The following is a 22,292-nucleotide window of genomic DNA, read 5'->3' on the forward strand; positions in this document are numbered from 1 at the left end:
ACAGAACTTAGAGATAGGAAAAGACTATGGCTGCTAAGGACGTCAAGTTTGACACCGATGCCCGCAACGCAATGCTGCGCGGCGTAAACATTCTGGCCGACGCCGTGAAAGTGACCCTGGGCCCGAAAGGCCGCAACGTGGTCCTGGACAAATCGTTCGGCGCCCCCCGCATCACCAAAGACGGTGTATCGGTTGCCAAAGAGATCGAGCTGGAAGACAAGTTCGAGAACATGGGCGCACAGATGGTGAAGGAAGTTGCTTCCCGCACCAACGACGAAGCCGGCGACGGCACCACCACCGCGACCGTTCTGGCGCAGGCAATCGTAAAAGAAGGCCTGAAGCAGGTTGCAGCGGGCCTGAACCCGATGGACCTGAAGCGCGGCATCGATCTGGCAACTGCCAAGGTTGTTGAAGGCATCGTTGCCTCGGCCCGTGAAGTTAAAGACTCCGACGAAGTTGCCCAGGTTGGCACCATCTCGGCAAACGGCGAAGCCGAAATCGGCCAGCAGATCGCAGACGCGATGCAGAAAGTTGGCAACGAAGGCGTTATCACCGTTGAAGAAAACAAAGGTCTGGAAACCGAGACCGATGTTGTGGAAGGCATGCAGTTCGACCGCGGCTACCTGTCGCCTTACTTCGTGACCAACCCTGACAAAATGATCGCAGAGCTGGACGACTGCATGATCCTGCTGCACGAGAAGAAACTCTCGTCGCTGCAGCCGATGGTTCCGCTGCTGGAGCAGGTGATCCAGTCGCAGAAACCGCTGCTGATCATCGCAGAAGACGTTGAAGGCGAAGCGCTGGCAACTCTGGTTGTGAACAAACTGCGCGGCGGCCTGAAAATCTCGGCCGTGAAAGCACCGGGCTTCGGCGATCGTCGTAAGGCCATGCTGCAGGACATCGCGATCCTGACCGGCGGCCAGGTGATCTCGGAAGATCTGGGCATGAAGCTCGAGTCCGTGACCATGGACATGCTGGGCACCGCCAAGACCGTGAACATCTCCAAAGATGAGACCACCATCGTTGACGGCCACGGCGAAAAAGCCGAGATCGAAGCACGTGTTGCTCAGATCCGCACCCAGATCGAAGAAACCTCTTCGGACTACGACCGTGAGAAGCTGCAAGAGCGCGTTGCCAAACTGGCCGGCGGTGTTGCTGTGATCAAGGTTGGCGGCATGACCGAGGTTGAAGTGAAAGAGCGTAAAGATCGTGTTGACGATGCTCTGAACGCAACCCGCGCAGCTGTACAGGAAGGCGTCATCGTAGGTGGTGGTGTTGCTCTGGTTCAGGCCGGTAAAGCTCTGGAAGGTCTGGAAGGCGACAACGCTGACCAGAACGCAGGCATCAACATCGTTCGCAAAGCCATCGAAGCGCCGCTGCGCCAGATCGCTGAGAACGCGGGTGTTGACGGTGCCGTTGTGGCGGGCAAAGTCCGTGAATCCGGCGAAACCTCCTTCGGCTTCAACGCTCAGACCGAAGAATATGGCGACATGTTCTCCTTCGGCGTGATCGACCCGGCCAAAGTGACCCGTACCGCTCTGGAAGATGCGGCCTCGGTTGCTGGCCTGCTGATCACCACCGAAGCCATGGTTGCCGACAAACCGTCGAAGGACGGCGGCGCAGCTGGTGGCGGCATGCCCGACATGGGCGGCATGGGCGGCATGGGCGGCATGATGTAAGACGGGTTTCCGCTAGGAAACCGGTCGCTCCCGACAGGCGATTGGCCGCTCAGGCCAATCTGCCGAAAGGGCAAGCGATCCGCTTACACAGCCTTCCATCCGGAAGAATTGGGGTCGCCTTATGGGCGGCCCCTTTTTCATGTCCGGGCGTCAAAGCCCAAGCAGCACCCGGTCCCAACGCCAGTCAAATGTTGTGAAATCAGCGGCAATCTGGCCGGAAAACAGCACCCAACGGGCGTGGCCGATCAACTGGTGCTGGCCAACAAAACCAATGCCCCCGGCGCTTTGGGGGACACGGCTGTCGATGACATTGTCGCGGTTGTCCCCAAGGACAAAATAGTGCCCGTCTGGGATGCGATAAGCGGGGGTGTTGTCACCGGATGCAGGCATAATATCCAGCACCGCCACCGCAGTGCCATCGGGCAGGATTTCAAGCTGCTGGTCCTTGTGGCACAGCGCCGCCGCAGCCTCCAGCGTTTTACATCTGGGAGGGCGCCCGGAACCCGGGGCTGGCATGACCTCGGTAAAGGCGGGCAGTTCGGTGTAGCTTGCCGCCTGCCCGTTGAGTACCAGCTGCCCGTCGACCATGCGGATCTCCTCGCCCGGCAGACCAATCACGCGGGTGACATAGGGCAGCTGGTTTCGCGGATGGCGGAAGACCTCAACGTCCCCACGTGCGGGCTGATCGCTGTCAGAGACATGGGTGGCTATCACAAAATCTCCGGGGATCAGCGCCGGTTTCATGCTGCCTGATGGGATGGTGTAGGGGGTCCAGAAGGCGCGGCTCAGGCCCAGGAGCACCAGCAGACACAACAGCGCCTGACCAATGCGGTGCCGCCGTCGCTGTGGCCAGTCCTGCGCCGTTTGCGCTTTGCTACGGGCCAACGCGAGCCATAGGGCCACCGCAATGTTCAACAGCGGTATCATCCCAAACACGGCCCAAGCGCCACTGCGCCCGATGTCGTGGAAGCGGCGCACAACGACGGAGATGACCAGCAGGTTGAGCACGGCGAAGCTTGTCACGCCGACCCAGACTGGCAGGCCAAGAGCCTCCTGTGCAGGCGGAAGGCCATAGGCGGCCATGGCCAACAACAGAATTGCCACCATAAAGGCTGCGCGCGGGGCAGTGCCACCCCAGTTGAAAGGCTTGAAAAGATGTCTGAACATTGGAAACGCCTTGGAAAAATTGTTTGGGTCAGAATCTAACAGACTTCCACGCATGTCTCGCCCTTTTTGGTGTCGGCAGGACCGGTGGCAAAAATCTCTGACAGATTGGTGAATTGCTCTCCTACTATGTTCTGTTAATGTTCCCCTGATGGTTGAGGGAGACACAGATGAGCCGATTGATCGAAGGCCCCGATGGGCAGTGCCGCTGCGCCTGGGCAGGGGCGGTAGAGGCGTTCCTGCCGTATCACGACATGGAATGGGGCTATCCGGTGGGCGATGACACCCGCCTGTTCGAAAAACTCTGTCTTGAAAGTTTCCAGTCCGGCCTCAGCTGGCGCACCATTCTGGATAAACGGGAAAATTTCCGCGCTGCCTTTGACGGGTTCGATTTCAACAAGGTGGCAGACTACGGTGCGGCGGATGTGGACCGATTGCTGGCGGATGCCGACATTGTGCGCCACCGCGGCAAAATCGAAGCAGTGATCAACAACGCCGCCCGTGCCCGCGAACTGGTGGCCGAGGCGGGCTCCATCGCTGCCTTTGTCTGGAGTTTTGAGCCCGCGCCCGAGGATCTGGGGGTGCCACAGACGCAATCGACATCGCCTGCCTCGGTCGCACTTTCCAAAGCCCTGAAGAAACGGGGATGGAAGTTTGTTGGCCCCACCACCGCCTATGCCTTCATGCAGGCGATGGGGCTGATCAATGACCACGCCGAAGGCTGCGTCATGCGTGCCAAAGCCGCCGAAGCGCGGCGGCAGTTTGTAAAGCCTGCCTGATGCGTCTGATCCTGCTGACCACCCTGACAATGGTGGCCTTCGCTGCCAATTCCATCCTGAACCGTATGGCGGTGGCTGATGGTTTGATCGGCGCCGAAGCCTTTGCCCTGATCCGAGTGATCGCCGGGGCGGTGATGCTGGCGGTCTTGATGAAAGGGCAGGGGCTGTTGCAGCGCCCGTCGATCTGGGGTGTGCTGGGGCTGTCGACATATCTGGTGGGGTTTTCACAGGCCTATATCGGGTTGGACGCAGGGCTGGGGGCGTTGATCCTGTTTGGCATGGTGCAGGTCACCATGTTCGCCGGTGCATTACTGCGGTCCGAGGCCGTGCCACCCCAGCGCTGGCTGGGCATGGTGATAGCTTTCTGTGGCCTCACTTTTGTGTTGCTGCGGGGCTTGCCCGCCGGCGGCAGCCTGCAGCAGGGCGTCTTGTTCATGGCGCTGGCGGGCATCGGCTGGGGAATCTACTCGCTGATAGGCCAGAAGGTTACAGACCCACGGGCCGCAACAGCGCGCAGTTTCCTGTGGTCGGTGCCGCTGGTGGCGCTGGCAAGCCTTGGCGCGTTTTTCCAGATGGCCCCAACGGGGGTGGCACTGGCGGTTCTCTCCGGCGCGGTGACCTCGGGGCTGGGCTATGCGCTGTGGTATGCGATCCTGCCAAGTCTGGGGGCGTCCCGCGCAGCGGTGGCGCAGCTGACGGTGCCGGTCATCGCCATTGCCGCCGGTGCGGCCCTGCTGGGCGAAGTGCCGGGGATCAGCTTCCTCATCGGTTCCACAGTGGTGCTTCTTGGTGTTGCGCTGGCGGCATTGGCAGGTCCCACGCGCAAATGAAAAGGCCCGCCAGAACGGCGGGCCTTCGCAGCATTCATTCTGCCAGAACTTAGCCGAGTTTGTCGGTCAGTTCAGGCACAGCCTCGAACAGGTCGGCAACCAGACCGAAGTCCGCAACCTGGAAGATCGGGGCTTCTTCGTCTTTGTTGATCGCTACGATGATCTTCGAGTCCTTCATCCCCGCCAGGTGCTGGATCGCGCCCGAGATACCCACAGCGATATAGAGGTCCGGTGCAACCACCTTACCGGTCTGACCCACCTGCCAGTCGTTCGGGGCATAGCCCGAGTCAACTGCGGCACGCGATGCGCCAACGGCAGCGCCCAGCTTGTCAGCCAGTTTTTCGATCAGGGCGAAGTCCTCTTCGGAGCCCACACCACGACCACCGGAAACAACCACGCCAGCCGAGGTCAGCTCGGGACGGTCGCTTTCGGCAACCTTGTCTTCAACCCATTCGGACAGGCCGGGGTTGCCCGCAGCGGCAACGGATTCAACCGCTGCCGAACCACCTTCGCCCGCAGCGTCAAAGGTCGAGGTCCGCACGGTCATAACCTTGGTCGCATCCGAGGATTTGACGGTCTGGATCGCGTTGCCAGCATAGATCGGGCGTTCAAAGGTGTCGGCGTCCACAACGGCGGTGACATCCGACAGGACCATCACGTCCAGCAGGGCCGCCACACGCGGCAGCAGGTTTTTCGCCGAGGCGGTCGAGGGCGCAACGATGTGGCTATATTCGCCAGCCAGCGACACAACCAGATCACCAACAGGTTCGGCCAGACCGTTGCCATAGGCCGCGTCATCAGCGCAGAGCACCTTGGACACGCCGTCCAGCTTGGCAGCCGCTTCGGCGGCGCCGTTGCAGCCCGCGCTGGCGCACAGAACGGTTACATCGCCCAGGGCCTTGGCGGCGGTCAGGGCTTTGGCGGTGGCATCAACGGCCAATGCGCCGTTTGCAACTTCAGCAATCAGAAGAACAGCCATTATACAGCCCCCGCTTCTTTCAGTTTCGCAACCAGCTCATCAACCGAGCCAACCATGATGCCTGCGGCACGTTCTGCCGGCTCACCGGTTTTCACGACCCCAAGACGCGGGGTGGTGTCGACGCCATAATCGGCGGCGGTTTTCTCATCCAGTGGCTTTTTCTTGGCTTTCATGATGTTCGGCAGCGAGGCGTAGCGCGGCTCGTTCAGACGCAGGTCCGCGGTCACGATGGCAGGCAGTTTGACCTTGATGGTCTGCAGGCCGCCGTCCACTTCGCGGGTCACGGTGGCGGCGTCGCCATCCACGTCCACTTCCGAGGCAAAGGTCGCCTGACCCCAACCCAAGAGCGCCGCCAGCATCTGACCGGTCGCGTTCATGTCGTTGTCGATCGCCTGTTTACCGGCGATGACCAGCTGCGGCTGTTCTTCGTCGACAACGGCTTTCAGGATCTTGGCAACGGCCAGCGGTTCGATGTCCTGATGCACATCGTCAGCGGCGTTTACCAGAATGGCGCGGTCTGCGCCCATGGCCAGAGCGGTGCGCAGGGTTTCCTGTGCCTGCTTCACGCCGATCGAGACAACAACGACCTCATCGGCTTTGCCTGCTTCTTTCAGGCGGATGGCCTCTTCGACGGCAATCTCGTCGAATGGGTTCATCGACATCTTAACGTTGGCGAGATCGACACCGGTCCCGTCCGCTTTGACGCGAACCTTCACGTTGTAGTCGATCACACGTTTGACAGGTACGAGTACCTTCATTGGCGTGGTCTCCCTTCAGATGTTGGCAGGGCAATGCTGCGCTGCCGAAAACTATGTGCCTTTGTTAGTCCGTTGTGGCGCGGCAAAACAGGGCAAAATCGTCACGTTAGCGCCAAAGGACGCCGCGTTTCGACGTTTTTGATCGGCAAACCTTACGAAATTTTTGCAGCTGCCTTGGGGGAAGGAAAAATGTTGCCCTTAGGGCAGCGGAAGGGGGTGATTCTCGGACAGATTGGCCGGTTGCGGGGGATATGGGGCCGCTCGGCGAATCAAGACAGGTGTTTGATCCCGATCATGGCGGGCCATTTCAGCACGTGGGACACTGCCCACAAGGAGGATTGCCCATGTTGAAAATCACCAAAACTGCCCCGAACCGCGTGGATCTGACCCTCAGCGGCAAGATCGAAACCGAGGAGATGCGCAAAGGTCTGGATGATCTGATCACCCTTTCTGAAGGCGTCAAAGGCGGCGTCATGCTCTACCGGATCCCCGACTTCGCCATGCCCAGCTTTGGCGCCATCGGGGTTGAAATGGCCCGCCTGCCGGCGCTCTTTGGCCTGCTCAACAATTACGACCGCTGCGCTGTGCTGACCGATGCCAGCTGGCTGAAATCCGCAGCCGAAATGAAAGGCAGCCTGTTCGGCGGCATCGACATCAAAGCCTTCGACCTCGATCAGGAAGAGGCCGCCGAAGCCTGGCTGGCAGAGGCGCCTGCAAGCGCCCCGGCCTAGGCTATTCTGGGTCCAGCACAGTTTCCAAAAAAGTTGCGTCGGCATTAATCTGAGCCAGCGCCTGTCGCAGAAGCTTTTGATGCTTTTTTGACAGGTGCGGGTACACCGATGCTTCGTCCGCGTGACAGAGACGAAGGTTGAGGCCCAACGCAAAGGCTGCAAATTCAGGAGAAATGTAGCCCTGTCGCGACGTGCTCCACCCCTGTGCAAAGCCGTCGCCAAACGCGGTGTTTGTGAACGCCGTTTCCAGTTTGAAAATCCCGAATCCTGAGGCCACAGACAGAATGTCGGTGGCCATTTCTCCCAGCATTGGCTGCTCGAAGGGCTCCGCTCTTGGGACAACGGCCTCCATCAGATGAGCAAGCTCATGCGACATCGTGGCGACAAACAGTTGCGGCGTGTCGAGCAGACTTGGATCGTATGTGATCAACGGACCATCCTGATCGACCCGGAAGGTCGCCAAAATCGGCGTTTCGTCATGCTGGACAAGCACGCTGTCTGCAATAGCACCTATTTTTCGAGAAGCTTCCTGCGGGGTCAGCCGCACTTCCCAGTCCGGGCCAAGACCCATTTGGGATTTAACCTGTTCAAACACCGCTTGCGCTGTTGCGTGTCCGGTTCCACGCGGTGCATCGATATAGTCGCGTGTCGGCAGAACGGGGGGACGTCCCGTCAGCCAATCCTTGCCAAAACGCAGAAGGAAATCCGCAAAACAATCGGCGATCCAATCCGCCTCATGTTCGGGCACCACCCTGCGTTTGCTCCAAAACACCATCTACCGGTTCGCGCCTGGTACCCAGAGCACATCGTCGGCGCCGTTGTCATTGGCGACACGGGCGGCGACGAAGAACCAATCGCTCAGCCGGTTGAGGTATTTGATCGCCGCCGGGTTCACCAGCTCATCCGCCGCCAGCTCCACCGCCAGACGCTCGGCGCGGCGCGCCACGGTACGGCAGATGTGCAGATGCGCGGACAGGGCCGTGCCACCGGGCAGGATGAAACTGCGCAGCGGGCTCAGCGCCCTGTTCATCGCGTCAATCTCGGCTTCTAGCCGGTCCACCTGCGCATCAGACACTCGCAGCGGCGGGTATTCGGCCTCGGCGTCCTTGTCCATATCGGGGCGGCACATGTCAGCGCCCAGATCGAACAGATCGTTCTGCATCCGCCCCAGCGCCGCGTCCATCTCCCCCTCGGCCTGCAGCCGCGCCACACCCAGTGTCGCGTTCAGCTCATCCACGGTGCCATAGGCGTTCACCCGCGCCGAGTGTTTCGCCACACGGGTGCCATTGCCAAGCGCGGTGTCGCCCTTATCGCCGGTGCGGGTGTAGATCTTGTTCAGAACCACCATCTCAGAAGCCCCCGCGGAGCCAGACAAAGCCTAGGATCAGCACCACTGCAATAAACTGCGCCGCAATCCGCCAGCGCATCAGCTTGTTGGCGTATTTCTTGTTGAACGCGCCCCCTTTGGCAAAGCCCCCGATCCCGATCATCAGGATCACCAGCACACCCAGACAGGCGGCAGCTACAACGTAAAACAGCGGATCGTCAGCCATTGTCCCCAAGTTCCCTTTTTTGGTTTTCCCTGATGTAGAGGGGCTGGCGCGTGGTGCAAGCCCCTAATTCGTCGCGGGCAGGGTTGCGGATGGGCCGCTCAGCCCTTGGCCAGCAGCCAATCTAGCGCGCGGGTTGGCAGGATGCGGCGCAGGGTGCCCATGATATAGGTCGGCGTCGTCACATAGTAGCGCGCCTTGGGCCGATCACTGTTCAGGGCCCGCAACAGCTTGGCCGTCACCGCAGAGGGCGGCAGTTCAAAGGCGTCTTTGGTGTCGTTTTCCTTGTACAGACGCTTGTTCAACGTGGCGCGATATTGATCCGCTCGGGGCGAGTTTTCCCAGTCGATCCACTTCTCGAAATGCGGGATGGCGTTTTTGCGGATTTTTGAGGTCACCGGACCGGGCTCAATCAGCACCACCTTGATGCCGGTGTCGCGCATTTCGATCCGCAGCGTGTCCGTCAGCGCCTCAAGCGCAAATTTGGTGCTGTTATAGGCCGACCGCCAGGGCGCAACCACCAGCCCCAGAACCGAAGAGCAGTTGACGATATGGCCATGCCCCTGCGCCCGCATGACAGGGATCACCTGACGGGTCAGATCGTGCCAACCAAAAACATTGGCTTCAAAAATCTCCCGCAGGGCGCCGCGGGGCAGATCCTCATTGGCGCCGGGACAGGCATAGGCCCCGTTGTTGAACAGCGCATCCAGCGTGCCACCGGTCTGATCCAGCACGTGTTGCAGCGCGGCAGTGATCGAGGCCTCATCGCTGTAATCCAGCTGCACCGTTTCCAGACCTTCCTGCGCCAGCCTCTCGCAATCCACCTGCTGGCGGCAAGCGGCAAAGACACGCCATCCAGCGGCCTTCAGCCCATGTGCTGCGTCATAACCGATGCCCGAAGAACACCCCGTAATCAAAATAGATTTCTGCGCCATATGCCCCTGAACCCTGCCCTCAAACTCGCTCGTGCTTTTGTTTCTTGGGGCAAAGGGCTAGGGCATTCAGTCGGCCGAGGCAATCTCTGCCTGCGGATCAATCGCTTGCGGCGCAACGGTTTGCGGCGTCAGCAACTTGGCGGAAATCCAACCGACCCGCCCGGTCTCCAGCACTTTCAGCTTCACCCAGCCGGTTGCCGCGTCTGAAACCACCTCGACCTTAGTGTCGCGGACCAGCCGGCCCACCACGTTATAGCGGGTGCCCGGTCCGTTGCGCATATTGGCGCGGCTGACCTTGACCCGGCGCAGATCGGCGGGCGGTGCAATGACGGCGGGCAGGGTGGCAGCTACAGGTTCGGTCGTAACTTCCCCCCGAGCGGCCCGTGCCTCGCGGGCAGAGTTCACCAGCGATTCGTTAAACGGTCGGGTCATCAAGGCGGTCAGCCCCAGCGCACGGTTGCGTTCCGGCTGTGGCACATCCGCCTCCAACCCGACGGCCGTGCGCGCTGTCACTATACGGGGAACAGTACGGGTCACGGGCAGATCAACTGCGGCGGCGCTGCCCTCCAGCGCCAGACGTCCAACAGCGGGTTTCTGGCCTTGAATGGCTTCCGCTGCATTGGCCAGCAACACGGGTTCCGGCGTGGCTTTCTGCGGCTTTGGTATCACCTCACTAGGGCCGCCCCGTTCGGCCAGCCGCAGGGCGGCTTCGGCCTCGGGATCGAAATCCGCGCCGCCGCTCAATTCGTAGAAACCAAAGGCCATAAAGCCGAGGGACAAAATAACGAAGCGCGACATGGCGCACCTCCTGGCTGTGAAATCTCGTAAAATCGACTGCTCAACAATAGAGCTACCCTATCACATATTGCCGAGTCGCGGGGAATGGCCTTTCTGCCTTCCCCATCGTCAGCCGGGGCTGCCGATGCGAATCTGGCACAGCCGCCACTTCGCTGGGGAAATCCCTGTGGATTTCCGGACCGGAGGCTTGTCGGGCCAATCCCGCAAGGATACACAGCATCTATGACTGATGAGACCGACACCCCCAACATCGACCAGCTTGAAGTGGCAGAACCGCTGCGCCGGGCGATTGGCGAACGCTATCTGACCTATGCGCTCAGCACCATTATGCACCGGGCGCTGCCCGATGCCCGCGATGGTCTGAAGCCGGTGCACCGCCGAATCCTCTACGCCATGCGCGAGCTGAAACTCTCTGCCGCCGGAGGATTCCGTAAATCGGCGAAGATCTCGGGCGATGTGATGGGCAACTACCACCCCCATGGCGACGCCGCGATCTATGATGCGATGGCGCGTCTGGCGCAGGACTTCAACGTGCGCTACCCGCTGGTGGACGGTCAGGGCAACTTCGGCAACATCGACGGCGATAACCCCGCCGCCTCACGTTACACAGAGGCGCGGATGACCGCCGCCGCTGAGGCGTTGCTGGAAGGTCTTAATGAGAACGCCGTCGATTTCCGTGAAAACTACGACGGCACCCTCAGTGAACCCGTGGTGCTGCCCGCTGCCTTCCCGAACCTTCTTGCCAATGGGTCCTCGGGGATCGCCGTGGGCATGGCGACCAATATCCCGCCCCATAACATCGAAGAGCTGATCGGCGCCTGTCTGCATCTCATCAAGACACCCGACGCCCGCGATGAAACCCTGCTGAACTACGTGCCGGGACCGGATTTCCCCACTGGTGGCGTGATCGTGGAGCCGCGTGAAAACATCGCCAAGGCCTATGCCACCGGCCGCGGCAGCTTCCGCCTGCGCTGCAAATGGGAGGTCGAGGATCTGGGCCGCGGCACCTGGCAGGTTGTGGTCACGGAAATCCCCTATCAGGTTCAGAAATCCAAGCTGATCGAAAAGATCGCCGAGCTGATCCAGACCAAGAAAATCCCGATTCTGGCCGACGTGCGCGATGAATCCGCCGATGACATCCGCCTGATTCTGGAGCCGAAGTCCAAAAACGTCGATCCGCAGGTGCTGATGAACCTGATGTTCCGCAACTCGGATCTGGAGATCAGGTTCTCGCTCAACATGAACGTGTTGATCGATGGGGTCACCCCCAAGGTCTGCTCGCTCAAAGAGGTGCTGCGTGCCTTCCTCGACCACCGTCGCGAGGTGCTGCAACGGCGCTCGAAACACCGGCTGGACAAGATCGACCACCGCCTTGAGGTGCTCGAAGGTCTGATCATTGCCTTCCTCAACCTCGACCGGGTGATCGACATCATCCGCTATGACGAGGCGCCGAAACAGGCGTTGATGGCGGAAAACTGGTCCGATAAGAAACCGCGCGCCACGGATGAGGGGGACTACCGCTCGCCGCTGCCGGCGGGCGAAGGTCAGGGCGAACTGACCGAGGTTCAGGCCGAGGCGATCCTCAACATGCGCCTGCGCTCCCTGCGCCGTCTGGAAGAGATCGAACTGACCCGCGAACGCGACGCCCTGCTGGAAGAACGGGCCGGTCTGCTTGAACTTCTGGGCAGCGAAGACCTGCAATGGGCCCGTGTCAGTGAAGAGCTGAAAGAGACCCGTAAAAAATTCGGCCGTGGCTCCGAAGGGGGCAAACGCCGGTCCGATTTTGCCGAAGCCGTGGAGGCCGAAGAGGTGCCGCTGGAGGCGATGATCGACCGCGAACCGATCACTGTGGTCTGCTCGCAGATGGGCTGGATCCGCGCCATGACCGGCCATATCGACCTGAAACGCGAGTTGAAGTTCAAAGACGGCGACGGCCCGCGCTTCATCTTCCATGCGGAAACCACCGACCGGCTGCTGGCCTTTGCCAGCAACGGCCGTTTCTACACGGTGCAGGCCTCAACCCTGCCCGGTGGACGTGGCATGGGTGAACCGCTGCGGCTGATGGTGGATATCCCCAATGAGGCCGAAATCATCGACCTCTTCATCCACAAACCGGGTCGCAAACTGCTGGTCGCCTCCACCGAAGGCAATGGCTTTGCGGTGCCCGAGGATGACATCCTGGCCCAGACCCGCACCGGCAAACAGGTGCTGAACGTCAAAGACGACGTCCGCGCGCAGATCGTGCACCCGATCGAGGGTGACCACGTTGCCATCGTCAGCCAGAATGGCAAGTTCCTGGTCTTCCCCGTGGGCGAACTGCCCGAGATGACCCGTGGCAAAGGGGTGCGCCTGCAGAAATACAATATGGCCCGCGGCCGCCAGGGCACGCTGGAACTGGACGGCGGCCTGTCGGATATCACCACCTTCACCTGGGAACAGGGGCTAAGCTGGGAAATGGGCGGCGGCAAAACCCGCCACGAACCGGACATGTCCGAATGGCTCGGCAAACGCGCCGGTGTGGGCAAGAAACCCCCCTACGGCTTCCCGCGCGACATGAAGTTCACCTGATCCAATCAAATTAAATTGTGGGCCCCTCGCGGGGCCCGCTTCTTTTTAGGAGCCTCCGGCGGGGATATTGCGGCCAAGAAGAAAGCCGTTTTCATCTTGCCAAAACTACTCTGGGGGAATTGGCCGTCAGGCCAAGGGGGCAAAGCCCCATTCGCGCCTCGCCCTTTCTAGCCGTCTTTCGCCACCCGTTCTGCCTGCAGCCAGACGCCGCCTTCGGGGCGCAGGGTCAGGATCATCACCGGTTTCGGCGTGTGGCCCTGCACCGGGGTGAAGCGGTAGCGTGCCAGCAGGGTGGCGAGGATGATCACCGCCTCCTGTAGCGCAAAGGAGGCGCCAATGCAGATCCGTGGCCCGTCGCCGAACGGCAGGTAGGCATAACGTTGGATCGCCTTGCGGTCGGCAAAGCGGTCGGGATCGAACCGGTCGGGATCGTGCCACAACAGCTGCGAGCGGTGCAGCGCATAGATCGGGATCATCACCGTATCGCCGGGATGCACCGCCCGTCCGCTGAGCGTATCGGCCTTCTGTGCCGTGCGCGACAGTATGGCGGCGGGGGGGTAGAGGCGCAGTGTTTCTTCCACGATCTGACGGGTGTAGGGCAGGTGTTCCAGGTGTGCCGCCGTGGCCACGCCGTCGCCAAAGGCAGCTTGCGCCTCGGCCCGGGCACGTTGTTGGGCTTCTTGGTCAAATCCCATCAGATACAACGCCCAGCCCAGCGTCAGCGCGGTGGTCTCATGTCCCGCCACGATAAAGGTCAAGAGGTTGTCGCGCAGCTCTGCCGTGTTCATTTGGCGTTTGGTTTCAGGATCTTCCCCCGCCAGCAGCAGGTCCAGCAGATCCGGAACGCTGCGTTGCCCGCCTGTCTGCCGCGCCGTGATCGATGCATCCGCGACCTGTTTCATCTCTTTCAGCGCCTGCCCCGACAGGATCCGCCCCGGCCGTGGCACCCAGTCCGGAAAGCCCAGCATGTCAAACAAGGAGACCTTGCCCGCCTCTGCGATATAGGCGTCGATGGCGCGGTGGATGGCTTTGCGATCAAACCCTTCATCGCCGGAAAAGGTCACGTCGCTGATCACGTCAAATGTGGCGCGCACCATTTCCTCTGCCATATTGATGGCACGGGGGCCGGCGGCCTCAACCCGGTCGCAGGCGGCTTCAGCGGCGGCAGACATGACGGGGGCCAGATTGGTGACGTTGCGGTGGGAAAATACCGGCGCAGCAGCGCGGCGTTGCCAGCGCCAATGGGTGCCCTCGGCAATGAACAGCGATTCGCCAATGGCGGGGCGCAGCAGGTTTTTGGTCACCAGCGATTTCGGGTAATCCTCGACCCGCTCCAACAGCACGCGCCGGATTGCGGTCGGGTCCATCACCATATGCCAGCGGCGGCCCGTCTTGCCGCTGACCATTGGCTGACGGGTGGCAATTTCGGGGATGATCGACAGCAGGTTCCGCCGTGCCTCGCGCAGGGATTTCAGCATCCCCCAGGGTTCCCGCACCAAAGGCACATGGGCGGGCAGCGGCACATCAACGGGGCGCTGGGGGTTTGGCACATAGGGCAACGCGGTGTCCTCCTCAGGCACTCAGGGCGGCTGTTCAAAGGATATATGTGCAACGGTCATCACGGCAATGAACCGTGGCAGCAGGTCGCGATTTGCCCTTGCGGGGAGGCTGGTTTATTTCAGGTGTAACGGACAAGGGGAGATCCACGATGCTGCGTATTCTGGCGGGACTGACACTTCTGGCGGCGGTGGCCTGTAGCCCGGTCAAAGATTTGGAAGAAAGGCCCGATCCGCTGGGGGATTTCGCCTTTGGTCACAACATTGTGGTGGCCAACAATATGGTCAAAGGACCGGTTTCGCGGGAGGCCACCGAAGAGGAATGGAAATCCGTTCTGAAAGAAGCCATCGGCACCCGGTTTGATCGCTATGAGGGCGACAAGCTTTATCACTTTGGCGTGTCGGTGCAGGGCTACGTTCTGGCCCAGCCCGGGGTGCCGGTTGTGGCTTCACCCAAATCGGTTCTGATCCTCAATCTGGACGTCTGGGACGACGAAGCCGGCGCCAAGATGAACGCGGAACCCAAGCAGATTACCGTGTTGGAAACGCTTTCGGGCGAATCGTTCTTCGGCTCGGGTTTGACCCAGTCGAAGGAGCGCCAGATGGAGGTGCTCAGCCAGCAGGCGGCGAAGCAGATCCTCAACTACCTACTGCGTCAGCACAAGGAAGAGGGCTGGTTTGGGCCGGTGATCGAGGTGCCAGAATCCCCTGCAGAAGTGCCGGTGGAAGAGGTCGCAGAAGTGGTTGAAAACGCGGAAGAAGCGGCGGAAACCGGCGAAACCGGGGCGGAAACGAATGAAATCCCTGTAGAAGAAAGCGCCGAGGATGCAACAGACGCTTGATTTTCCTCTCCGAACCCAATAAACGGCCCGCGATGATCAATCGGGGCGAGGGCCCCCTTAAACACGAGGCGCCTTTAGAATGGCAAAGGAAAAGTTTGAGCGTTCCAAACCGCACGTTAACATCGGCACCATCGGCCACGTTGACCACGGCAAAACCACGCTGACCGCAGCAATCACCAAATACTTCGGTGACTTCCAGGCATACGACCAGATCGACGGCGCGCCGGAAGAGAAAGCCCGCGGCATCACCATCTCGACCGCACACGTTGAATATGAGACCGAGTCGCGTCACTACGCCCACGTTGACTGCCCCGGCCACGCCGACTACGTGAAAAACATGATCACCGGTGCGGCCCAGATGGACGGCGCGATCCTGGTTGTGAACGCTGCTGACGGCCCGATGCCGCAGACTCGTGAGCACATCCTGCTGGGCCGCCAGGTTGGCATCCCGAAGATGGTTGTTTTCCTGAACAAAGTTGACCAGGTTGACGACGAAGAGCTGCTGGAGCTGGTGGAAATGGAAGTCCGCGAGCTGCTGTCCGAGTATGACTACCCGGGTGACGATATTCCGATCATCGCAGGTTCCGCTCTGGCGGCGATGGAAGGCTCCAAGCCTGAAATCGGCGAAGAGAAAATCAAAGAGCTGATGGCAGCTGTTGATGAGTACATCCCGCAGCCCGAGCGTGCCGTTGACATGCCGTTCCTGATGCCGATCGAAGACGTGTTCTCGATCTCGGGTCGTGGTACCGTTGTGACCGGCCGTGTTGAGCGTGGCGTGATCAATGTTGGTGACGAGATCGAAATCGTTGGCATCAAAGACACCTCGAAAACCACCTGTACCGGTGTTGAAATGTTCCGCAAGCTGCTGGACCGCGGTGAAGCCGGCGACAACATCGGCGCGCTGCTGCGTGGTGTGGATCGTGAATCGGTTGAACGTGGCCAGGTTCTGTGTGCCCCGGGTTCGGTGAACCCGCACACCAAGTTCGAAGCTGAGGTCTACATCCTGACCAAGGAAGAAGGCGGCCGTCACACCCCGTTCTTCGCGAACTACCGTCCGCAGTTCTACTTCCGGACCACCGACGTGACCGGCACCTGCATCCTGCCCGAGGGCACCGAGATGGTGATGCCTGGCGACAACCTGAAACTGTCGGCCGAGCTGATCGCCCCGATCGCGATGGAAGAAGGCCTGCGCTTCGCCATCCGTGAAGGCGGCCGCACCGTAGGTTCCGGTGTTGTGTCGAAAATCCTGGCCTAATTCAGGTTAGCGATAGCTACGAAAAGGGCGCCCCTAGGGCGCCCTTTTTGCTTGCGGGAATGCTTGCACCTTCGGCGCGGACAATGAATGCTTTCGACATGAAATTTTTTCGCCCGTTTTTCACCCGCCGCCCCACAGGCACCCTCTTGCCTGACACTTTGCCCAACCATCGCTGGTGGGTGATCGAGCGGCGGATGGAGAACCGGCAGTCCGAAGAGCGGTTCCGGATCTTTGAAGCTGTGATTGCCCCTGACAAAGCCACCGCCCGCGCCCATCTGGCGGCGGCGGATGCGCGGCTTGATGCCGTGTTGATGAAACAGGCGATCCGGCGCGGTGATGTGAGGGATGCCTATGACTGGCAGCCGGTCAGCCGCGAATTGGCCGTGCTGACGCTGGTGCCGGTGCGTTCCGAGGAGGAAATCGCCGCCCTCGACCCGGCGCTTCTGCAGATGTTGCAGGACCATGCCTTCTTTGTGGCGGATTTTCAGGACAGCCCGGATATGGCAGTGGGCGGTGGCGTCTATCCCGATCCGCTGCATTGATCCACCGTTTTGGCACGCAATTAGGGGCTTCCACCCTAGGGTGTGTTTGCTACTGTGCCTGCAGAAGCCCCGAGGATTTCATGCGCTACTTTCTATCTGCCCTTTTGCTGAGCGCCACCGCGCTGTCCCCCGCCGCCGCCAAGCCCCGTCTCAACAACTCCGAGATGACCTATCAACTGGCCTGTCTTGATGAGACGCGGAGTTATGAGGACAAGGTGGATCTTTGCACCGCCGCGCTGGAAGATGCCCGCCTGTCTGAAAGCGACCGTCAGCGCCTGCTGTTGGCGCTGGGGGATGCGCAGACCGTTATGCAGGATTTCGGGTCTGCCCATGAGAGTTTTGCCAAGGTGCTGGCGCGGAAACCCGACAGTGCCGCCGCCCATGCCGGCATTGGCTGGATCTACTACAACGACGATGCCTTTGGCGATGCGGTGGAGAAATTCCGCCAGGCCATTGCGCTTGAAGGTTCGTCCTCCAATTACGCCGGACTGGGCGGAGCGCTGTATCGCCAATCGCCAGAGCTGATCGAGGAGGCGCTGGAGGCGCTGGACACGGCGACGCTGTTGGAACCAGGCTACGATTGGGCCTGGGCCGAGATGGGCTGGATCCTGCACAGTGCGGGACGTTCCGATGAGGCCTTAGATGCCTTTAAAGAAGCCCTGAAAATCTCGCCCAACTATGTGTTTGTGCTGCACAATATGGCGGTTGCGCAGAACAACGCCGGTCAGCATGCTGCGGCTTTGGAAACCGCCAACCATTTGCTTTCGTTGGAGGATAATTACTGGATGCTGCTGGAACGCGCCCGCGCACTGCGGGAGCTGGGCCGCAACATGCAGGCCCTGCGGGATGCCAGTGCCGCCATTGACCAGGATCCGACACCCGAAGATGGCTATGTCAGCAAAGCGTTTTCATTGGAGGCAATGGGACTGAACGGCGCCGCGGTGGAGGTCTACAGCAGCATGCCGGCAGATGTGGCGCGCACTGATTACAGCTACTATTACGAAGCGCTTCTGTTGCAGGACGACGGGCAGGCGACAGCGGCTCTGGCCGCCGCCGAACGCGCCATCGCGTTGGATATCGGGGATTACACCAACTGGGAACTGAAGGCGCGCATTCTGATTGCGCAAGAGGACTATTTCGCCGCCCTGTCCGCCGCACGCCAGGCAAACACTTTGCTGGCCGAATCGGAATGGGCGCTGCTGTATCAGGCCATTGCCCTGACGCATCTGGGGCAGAGCGAAGAGGCGATGGAACTCTACCGGCAGGCGCATGACTTCGGGTTACCGCCCGGAGCCACCAATTGGTTTGTGGAACATCTGGTGGCGATGAAACTGACCAAAGAAGCCAAAGAGGTGCGCAAAATCGCGCGGTCTGAGTAGGTCGGTCTTAAGGCGGGCAGCCGTTTGTGTGGCCCTCGATATACCAGCAAACTACACGCCTCGGGCGCCAAAGCAGGGCCCCAAATTATTCGTCGCAGACTTTAGAGGCCGCCGTCACACTCGTGCCCGGGGGCCTCTGTCCCGTTGGTCATAGAAAAGTATGATACTGTTATAGATAGAATAATTTTTACCAGACGGTCATTTTTTTGTTATTCTGGCCGGATACAAACAACCATAACGAATAATTCAGGGGGATAATTCCATGCCTATCCAATTGTCACGTCGCGGTTTTCTGGGCGCTTCTGCCAGCGCTGGCCTGATTGCACTGCACCCGTTCTCGGCCCGTGCTGCGACGAATCAGGCGCATCTGCGCATCATGGAGACAACGGACCTGCACGTGCATGTCTTCCCCTATGACTACTATGCCGACAAGCCGCGTGACACGGTGGGTCTCAGCCGCGCTGCCTCGATTGTGGGTGATATCCGGGCTGAGGCAACCAACTCCATGCTGGTGGACAACGGCGACTTCCTGCAGGGCAACCCGATGGGCGATTACATCGCCTATGAGCGCGGCATGAAAGAAGGCGACAGCCACCCCGTCATCACCGCGATGAACGCGCTTGGCTATGACGCGGCCACCGTGGGCAACCACGAATTCAACTACGGTCTCGACTTCCTGATGAAATCCGCCGCTGGCGCCAAGTTCCCGATCGTGCTGGCCAACGTTGCCAAAAACGCGGCCGGAAACATCCGCGACGATGAAACCCTGTTCAAACCCTATGCGCTGCTGGACCGCGAAATCACCGACGGCGCCGGCAACAAACATATGATCAAGGTCGGCATCATCGGTTTCACCCCGCCGCAGATCATGAACTGGGACCGCCGCCATCTGGAAGGCAACGTGGTCGCTCGCGATATCGTCGCGAGTGCTGAGGCCTATGTGCCGGAAATGAAAGAGGCCGGTGCCGATATCATCATTGCTCTGTCGCACTCGGGGATCGGGTCTGCAAATGCCACTGACGGGATGGAAAACGCCTCGGTTCCGCTGGCAGGGATCGATGGTGTGGATGCGGTGATGACCGGCCACAGCCACCTTGTCTTCCCTTCGCCGACCTACAAGGACTACGCCGCAGTGGACGTCGAAAAGGGCACCATCCACGGCAAACCAGCCGCAATGGGCGGGTTCTGGGGCAGCCACCTGGGTGTGATTGACCTGATGCTGGAACAAGAGGGCGGCGCATGGCGCGTTGTGACCTCGGCTTCTGAAGCACGCCCGATCTCGAAACGCAATGAGGACCGGTCGATCACCGCACTGGTCGGCGATGATGAAAACGTGCTGAACTCGGTGCGCAAGGACCACGAAGAGACCCTGGCCTATGTGCGCCGTGCGGTGGGCAAGACCGATGCGCCGCTGCACAGCTACTTTGCCCTCGTGGCGGATGACCCTTCGGTGCAGATCGTCTCAATCGCGCAGAAATGGTATGTTGAGGAAATGCTGAAAGGCTCCGAGTACGCGGGTCTGCCGATCCTGTCGGCAGCTGCGCCGTTCAAGGCGGGTGGCCGCGGCGGACCGGAGTATTACACCGACGTGGCCGCGGGTGATGTGGCGATTAAAAACGTCGCTGACCTCTATCTGTACCCCAACACCGCCCGTGCGGTTCTGGTCACCGGCCAGCAGGTCAAAGACTGGCTGGAACGCTCCGCCGGTATCTTCAACCAGATCACCCCCGGTGGCGGCGATCAGGTGCTGCTGAACCCGTCCTTCCCCAGCTACAACTTCGATGTGATCGATGGGGTGGAATACCAGATCGACCTCAGCCAGCCGTCCAAGTTTGATCCCAAAGGCAATCTGCTGGATGCTTCGGCCAACCGGATTGTGAACCTGACCTATCAGGGCCAGCCGCTGGATATGGATCAGAAGTTCGTCATCGCCACCAACAACTACCGTGCCAGCGGCGGCGGCAGCTTCCCGGGCGCCAAGGGCGACACGATCATTCTGGAAGCGCCGGACACCAACCGTGACGTCATCGTGCGCTATATCGTTGAACAGGGCACCATCAGCCCCTCCGCCGATGCCAACTGGCGCTTTGCCCCGATGCCCGGCACCTCGGTGCTGTTTGACACCGGCCCCAAGGCGGCAGGCTACGTCGACAGCGTGTCGGGGATGGAGATTACCCCGGCAGGCGAAGGCCCCGACGGGTTCTCGCGGTTCAAAATCGCGCTGTAAGGCGGGATCGAACTAGTCAGAGAAGGGCTGCCATTCCGGCGGCCCTTTTTGCATTTGGCAACATTTTCCCCAAGCAGCTTTGGTCGAATTGGGAAACCACAGCGACCGAACCGAGGGGCGAAGCGCAACGCCCGCGCCGTTTTGCCAGAGGCAAACCTTTGGTTTGACGGGGCGGTTCGGGCGCTGGCCCGGCTATGCCGGGCAAAATTGCTTCGATTGAGAGCAAAAGATAGTTCAGCCATTGTGCAAGAAGGCCGATTTCAAAAGACGGGTAGATGTCGTTGTACAAAAGGGCAGCAAGCCCTCCGGTGCTGTCTATGCGCGCATCCTAATTGCTTCGCTTACTCTCGCACTACCGCCCATAGGCGGCCAGCAGGCAGGCTTCGGTGGTCTCATCGACAGGGATCATCAGCTCCACCTCCAGCCCCTCGATCGCCGCCTCATGGGTCGAGGCCAACTGGCCAACAAGGCTCGACATCTGCAATTGCACCCCCTCCGGCCCCGCCAGCACCGCCGGTATATAGGGCGGCACCTCAGCCCCACCGGTCAACCGCTCGGCGACACCCGCAAACCGGCCTTCAGCCCGCGCTTTGGCAAACAGCGCCGCCATAGGCGCGGACCGCGCCGCCGCCGCCTGCATACGGAAGTAGAAGATCATCGCCACCTCTTCCCAGTTCTGCACCCGACTGAAAAAGGCCTCTGACAAAAACACCTCATACATCGACACCGGCGCATTGTTGCTGGCGGCAAAGCCTTCCAGCATGGCCCAGCCCGGTGCATTGGCCCGCAGAATGGTCCAGTCGTGATCCATCACATAGCCGGGAAACGGCCAGTGCCGCAGCGCCCGCAGCTCCAGCATATCCAGCACCGCCTTGACCTGATCGCTGTCAAAATCCGCCCGACGGTACGGGTTACGCCCCGACACGGCATCAAACAGCGCGGCGCGCTGGGTCAGCGACAGCTCCAGCCCCGTGGCCAGCCGCCCGACAAACTCGACCGAGGGCTGTGACCGTCCGGTCTCTAGAAAGGACACATGCCGCTGGGTGGTGCCGATCTCTCCGGCCAGATCCAGCTGCGACAGGCCCAGCTCCGCCCGCATCGTCTTTAGTGCCGCGCCAAATGTGTTCATCTCAGATCCCCTCAACCAGCCCGATCCCGCCTCATTCCCTCCAAGGGAATTGAGCGTATTCCTTGCCTGCCATAGCTCTACCCTCAAAGCAAATCACGAGGAGTTTGACACATGCTGACGATGATCGACTGGCTGCTCTTGGGCACCGTTCTCTACCTGCTCACCGCCTATCTGCCCTCTCTGTTCCTGATCTCAGGGATCGGGATCGGCGGCTACTTCGGCAGCCGCGACCAAGAGCCCGAGCACGGCCCAATGCATGGCCGCGCCAACCGCGCCCACCGCAATTTTGCGGAAAACTATCCGGTCTTTATGGGGCTTGGCATTCTGGCCATCGTCGCCGGCGCCGAGGCCAGCCCGATGGCGCTGACAGGGGCGATGATCTTTGTCCTTGCCCGCATCATTTACCTGCCGCTCTACCTCTATGCGGTGCCGGTGGCGCGTTCCGCAGCCTTCACCGTTGGCTGGGTCGGCATGTTGATGATGGGCTTTGCCCTGCTCTAAGCCGCAACCCGACCGCAGCCATAACCCATCTTGCCAAAGCGGCCGAGGCCCCCTAGCCTCGCCGCAACTGATGGAGGGTGTCGTGGACCA

21 protein-coding genes are annotated in these 22,292 nt (G+C 60.6%); 11 read left to right on the plus strand and 10 right to left on the minus strand.

The window, feature by feature from the left end:
- Positions 1-26 precede the first annotated feature (26 nt).
- The gene (groL, locus tag SIC14_RS07520) at positions 27-1,679 is read left to right on the plus strand and encodes a chaperonin GroEL (RefSeq protein ID WP_412565207.1); all 1,653 of its coding nucleotides are present in this window, start codon (positions 27-29) and stop codon (positions 1,677-1,679) included.
- A 150-nt stretch (positions 1,680-1,829) separates the two neighbouring features.
- On the opposite strand, the gene lepB is transcribed toward groL, so the two are convergent.
- A complete protein-coding gene (gene lepB / locus SIC14_RS07525) occupies positions 1,830-2,846 on the minus strand; it encodes a signal peptidase I (RefSeq protein ID WP_412565208.1) in 1,017 nt (338 codons plus the stop codon).
- 167 nt (positions 2,847-3,013) lie between these two features.
- Here lepB and SIC14_RS07530 point away from each other — a divergent pair, with 167 nt between their 5' ends.
- The gene (locus tag SIC14_RS07530; protein WP_412565209.1) at positions 3,014-3,622 is read left to right on the plus strand and encodes a DNA-3-methyladenine glycosylase I; all 609 of its coding nucleotides are present in this window, start codon (positions 3,014-3,016) and stop codon (positions 3,620-3,622) included.
- Positions 3,622-4,452 carry a DMT family transporter gene (locus SIC14_RS07535; RefSeq protein WP_412565210.1) on the plus strand — a complete coding sequence of 277 codons (831 nt, stop codon included), beginning with the start codon at positions 3,622-3,624 and terminating at the stop codon, positions 4,450-4,452. Before SIC14_RS07530 ends, SIC14_RS07535 begins: the two co-directional genes overlap by 1 nt.
- A gap of 49 nt (positions 4,453-4,501) precedes the next feature.
- Here the strand turns inward: SIC14_RS07535 and SIC14_RS07540 are convergent, their stop codons facing one another.
- Together SIC14_RS07540 and SIC14_RS07545 are read right to left on the minus strand one after the other, a co-directional pair.
- Positions 4,502-5,431: an electron transfer flavoprotein subunit alpha/FixB family protein gene (locus SIC14_RS07540; protein ID WP_412565211.1), complete on the minus strand. Its 930-nt coding sequence runs from the start codon at positions 5,429-5,431 to the stop codon at positions 4,502-4,504.
- Positions 5,431-6,189: an electron transfer flavoprotein subunit beta/FixA family protein gene (locus SIC14_RS07545; protein WP_412565212.1), complete on the minus strand. Its 759-nt coding sequence runs from the start codon at positions 6,187-6,189 to the stop codon at positions 5,431-5,433. The genes SIC14_RS07540 and SIC14_RS07545 overlap by 1 nt, the downstream gene beginning before the upstream one ends.
- A gap of 344 nt (positions 6,190-6,533) precedes the next feature.
- Here SIC14_RS07545 and SIC14_RS07550 point away from each other — a divergent pair, with 344 nt between their 5' ends.
- Entirely contained in the window at positions 6,534-6,920 is a 387-nt protein-coding gene (locus SIC14_RS07550; RefSeq protein ID WP_412565213.1) for an STAS/SEC14 domain-containing protein, read from the plus strand.
- Position 6,921: 1 nt separating this feature from the next.
- On the opposite strand, the gene SIC14_RS07555 is transcribed toward SIC14_RS07550, so the two are convergent.
- The 5 genes from SIC14_RS07555 to SIC14_RS07575 form a co-directional block, all read right to left on the minus strand.
- A complete protein-coding gene (locus SIC14_RS07555; protein ID WP_412565214.1) occupies positions 6,922-7,695 on the minus strand; it encodes a hypothetical protein in 774 nt (257 codons plus the stop codon).
- A complete protein-coding gene (locus tag SIC14_RS07560; protein WP_412565215.1) occupies positions 7,696-8,268 on the minus strand; it encodes a cob(I)yrinic acid a,c-diamide adenosyltransferase in 573 nt (190 codons plus the stop codon).
- Between the two features lies 1 nt (position 8,269).
- On the minus strand, positions 8,270-8,473 hold the full coding sequence (locus tag SIC14_RS07565) for a twin transmembrane helix small protein (RefSeq protein ID WP_412565216.1): 204 nt from the start codon (positions 8,471-8,473) through the stop codon (positions 8,270-8,272).
- Positions 8,474-8,571: 98 nt separating this feature from the next.
- Positions 8,572-9,405: an SDR family NAD(P)-dependent oxidoreductase gene (locus SIC14_RS07570; RefSeq protein ID WP_412565217.1), complete on the minus strand. Its 834-nt coding sequence runs from the start codon at positions 9,403-9,405 to the stop codon at positions 8,572-8,574.
- A 66-nt stretch (positions 9,406-9,471) separates the two neighbouring features.
- Positions 9,472-10,203, minus strand: coding sequence for an SH3 domain-containing protein (locus SIC14_RS07575; RefSeq protein ID WP_412565218.1), 732 nt, complete (start codon positions 10,201-10,203; stop codon positions 9,472-9,474).
- 222 nt (positions 10,204-10,425) lie between these two features.
- Here SIC14_RS07575 and SIC14_RS07580 point away from each other — a divergent pair, with 222 nt between their 5' ends.
- On the plus strand, positions 10,426-12,771 hold the full coding sequence (locus SIC14_RS07580; RefSeq protein ID WP_412565219.1) for a DNA topoisomerase IV subunit A: 2,346 nt from the start codon (positions 10,426-10,428) through the stop codon (positions 12,769-12,771).
- 167 nt (positions 12,772-12,938) lie between these two features.
- On the opposite strand, the gene SIC14_RS07585 is transcribed toward SIC14_RS07580, so the two are convergent.
- Complete coding sequence (locus tag SIC14_RS07585; RefSeq protein ID WP_412565840.1) at positions 12,939-14,249, minus strand: cytochrome P450; 1,311 nt, start codon at positions 14,247-14,249, stop codon at positions 12,939-12,941.
- Positions 14,250-14,479: 230 nt separating this feature from the next.
- Here SIC14_RS07585 and SIC14_RS07590 point away from each other — a divergent pair, with 230 nt between their 5' ends.
- From SIC14_RS07590 to SIC14_RS07610, 5 genes are all read left to right on the plus strand, one after another.
- Positions 14,480-15,169 carry a hypothetical protein gene (locus SIC14_RS07590; protein WP_412565220.1) on the plus strand — a complete coding sequence of 230 codons (690 nt, stop codon included), beginning with the start codon at positions 14,480-14,482 and terminating at the stop codon, positions 15,167-15,169.
- A 79-nt stretch (positions 15,170-15,248) separates the two neighbouring features.
- On the plus strand, positions 15,249-16,424 hold the full coding sequence (gene tuf / locus SIC14_RS07595) for an elongation factor Tu (RefSeq protein WP_412564221.1): 1,176 nt from the start codon (positions 15,249-15,251) through the stop codon (positions 16,422-16,424).
- 98 nt (positions 16,425-16,522) lie between these two features.
- Positions 16,523-16,966, plus strand: coding sequence for a hypothetical protein (locus tag SIC14_RS07600; RefSeq protein WP_412565221.1), 444 nt, complete (start codon positions 16,523-16,525; stop codon positions 16,964-16,966).
- 80 nt (positions 16,967-17,046) lie between these two features.
- The gene (locus tag SIC14_RS07605; RefSeq protein WP_412565222.1) at positions 17,047-18,345 is read left to right on the plus strand and encodes a tetratricopeptide repeat protein; all 1,299 of its coding nucleotides are present in this window, start codon (positions 17,047-17,049) and stop codon (positions 18,343-18,345) included.
- 262 nt (positions 18,346-18,607) lie between these two features.
- Positions 18,608-20,572 carry a bifunctional 2',3'-cyclic-nucleotide 2'-phosphodiesterase/3'-nucleotidase gene (locus SIC14_RS07610; protein ID WP_412565223.1) on the plus strand — a complete coding sequence of 655 codons (1,965 nt, stop codon included), beginning with the start codon at positions 18,608-18,610 and terminating at the stop codon, positions 20,570-20,572.
- 352 nt (positions 20,573-20,924) lie between these two features.
- On the opposite strand, the gene SIC14_RS07615 is transcribed toward SIC14_RS07610, so the two are convergent.
- Entirely contained in the window at positions 20,925-21,701 is a 777-nt protein-coding gene (locus SIC14_RS07615; protein WP_412565224.1) for a helix-turn-helix domain-containing protein, read from the minus strand.
- A gap of 111 nt (positions 21,702-21,812) precedes the next feature.
- Between SIC14_RS07615 and SIC14_RS07620 the strand changes: the two genes are divergently transcribed.
- Positions 21,813-22,202: an MAPEG family protein gene (locus SIC14_RS07620; RefSeq protein ID WP_412565225.1), complete on the plus strand. Its 390-nt coding sequence runs from the start codon at positions 21,813-21,815 to the stop codon at positions 22,200-22,202.
- The last annotated feature ends 90 nt before the right edge of the window (positions 22,203-22,292 follow it).

The sequence above is a fragment of the Thalassobius sp. MITS945101 genome (assembly GCF_047123305.1).
In the GTDB taxonomy this organism is placed as follows: domain Bacteria; phylum Pseudomonadota; class Alphaproteobacteria; order Rhodobacterales; family Rhodobacteraceae; genus Thalassobius.

Coding starts and splice junctions, on each gene's coding strand:
- groL (WP_412565207.1), top strand. CDS start 27: ATGGCTGCTAAGGACGTCAAGTTTGACACCGATGCCCGCAACGCAATG.
- lepB (WP_412565208.1), bottom strand. CDS start 2,846: ATGTTCAGACATCTTTTCAAGCCTTTCAACTGGGGTGGCACTGCCCCG.
- SIC14_RS07530 (WP_412565209.1), top strand. CDS start 3,014: ATGAGCCGATTGATCGAAGGCCCCGATGGGCAGTGCCGCTGCGCCTGG.
- SIC14_RS07535 (WP_412565210.1), top strand. CDS start 3,622: ATGCGTCTGATCCTGCTGACCACCCTGACAATGGTGGCCTTCGCTGCC.
- SIC14_RS07540 (WP_412565211.1), bottom strand. CDS start 5,431: ATGGCTGTTCTTCTGATTGCTGAAGTTGCAAACGGCGCATTGGCCGTT.
- SIC14_RS07545 (WP_412565212.1), bottom strand. CDS start 6,189: ATGAAGGTACTCGTACCTGTCAAACGTGTGATCGACTACAACGTGAAG.
- SIC14_RS07550 (WP_412565213.1), top strand. CDS start 6,534: ATGTTGAAAATCACCAAAACTGCCCCGAACCGCGTGGATCTGACCCTC.
- SIC14_RS07555 (WP_412565214.1), bottom strand. CDS start 7,695: ATGGTGTTTTGGAGCAAACGCAGGGTGGTGCCCGAACATGAGGCGGAT.
- SIC14_RS07560 (WP_412565215.1), bottom strand. CDS start 8,268: ATGGTGGTTCTGAACAAGATCTACACCCGCACCGGCGATAAGGGCGAC.
- SIC14_RS07565 (WP_412565216.1), bottom strand. CDS start 8,473: ATGGCTGACGATCCGCTGTTTTACGTTGTAGCTGCCGCCTGTCTGGGT.
- SIC14_RS07570 (WP_412565217.1), bottom strand. CDS start 9,405: ATGGCGCAGAAATCTATTTTGATTACGGGGTGTTCTTCGGGCATCGGT.
- SIC14_RS07575 (WP_412565218.1), bottom strand. CDS start 10,203: ATGTCGCGCTTCGTTATTTTGTCCCTCGGCTTTATGGCCTTTGGTTTC.
- SIC14_RS07580 (WP_412565219.1), top strand. CDS start 10,426: ATGACTGATGAGACCGACACCCCCAACATCGACCAGCTTGAAGTGGCA.
- SIC14_RS07585 (WP_412565840.1), bottom strand. CDS start 14,249: ATGCTGAAATCCCTGCGCGAGGCACGGCGGAACCTGCTGTCGATCATC.
- SIC14_RS07590 (WP_412565220.1), top strand. CDS start 14,480: ATGCTGCGTATTCTGGCGGGACTGACACTTCTGGCGGCGGTGGCCTGT.
- tuf (WP_412564221.1), top strand. CDS start 15,249: ATGGCAAAGGAAAAGTTTGAGCGTTCCAAACCGCACGTTAACATCGGC.
- SIC14_RS07600 (WP_412565221.1), top strand. CDS start 16,523: ATGAAATTTTTTCGCCCGTTTTTCACCCGCCGCCCCACAGGCACCCTC.
- SIC14_RS07605 (WP_412565222.1), top strand. CDS start 17,047: ATGCGCTACTTTCTATCTGCCCTTTTGCTGAGCGCCACCGCGCTGTCC.
- SIC14_RS07610 (WP_412565223.1), top strand. CDS start 18,608: ATGCCTATCCAATTGTCACGTCGCGGTTTTCTGGGCGCTTCTGCCAGC.
- SIC14_RS07615 (WP_412565224.1), bottom strand. CDS start 21,701: ATGAACACATTTGGCGCGGCACTAAAGACGATGCGGGCGGAGCTGGGC.
- SIC14_RS07620 (WP_412565225.1), top strand. CDS start 21,813: ATGCTGACGATGATCGACTGGCTGCTCTTGGGCACCGTTCTCTACCTG.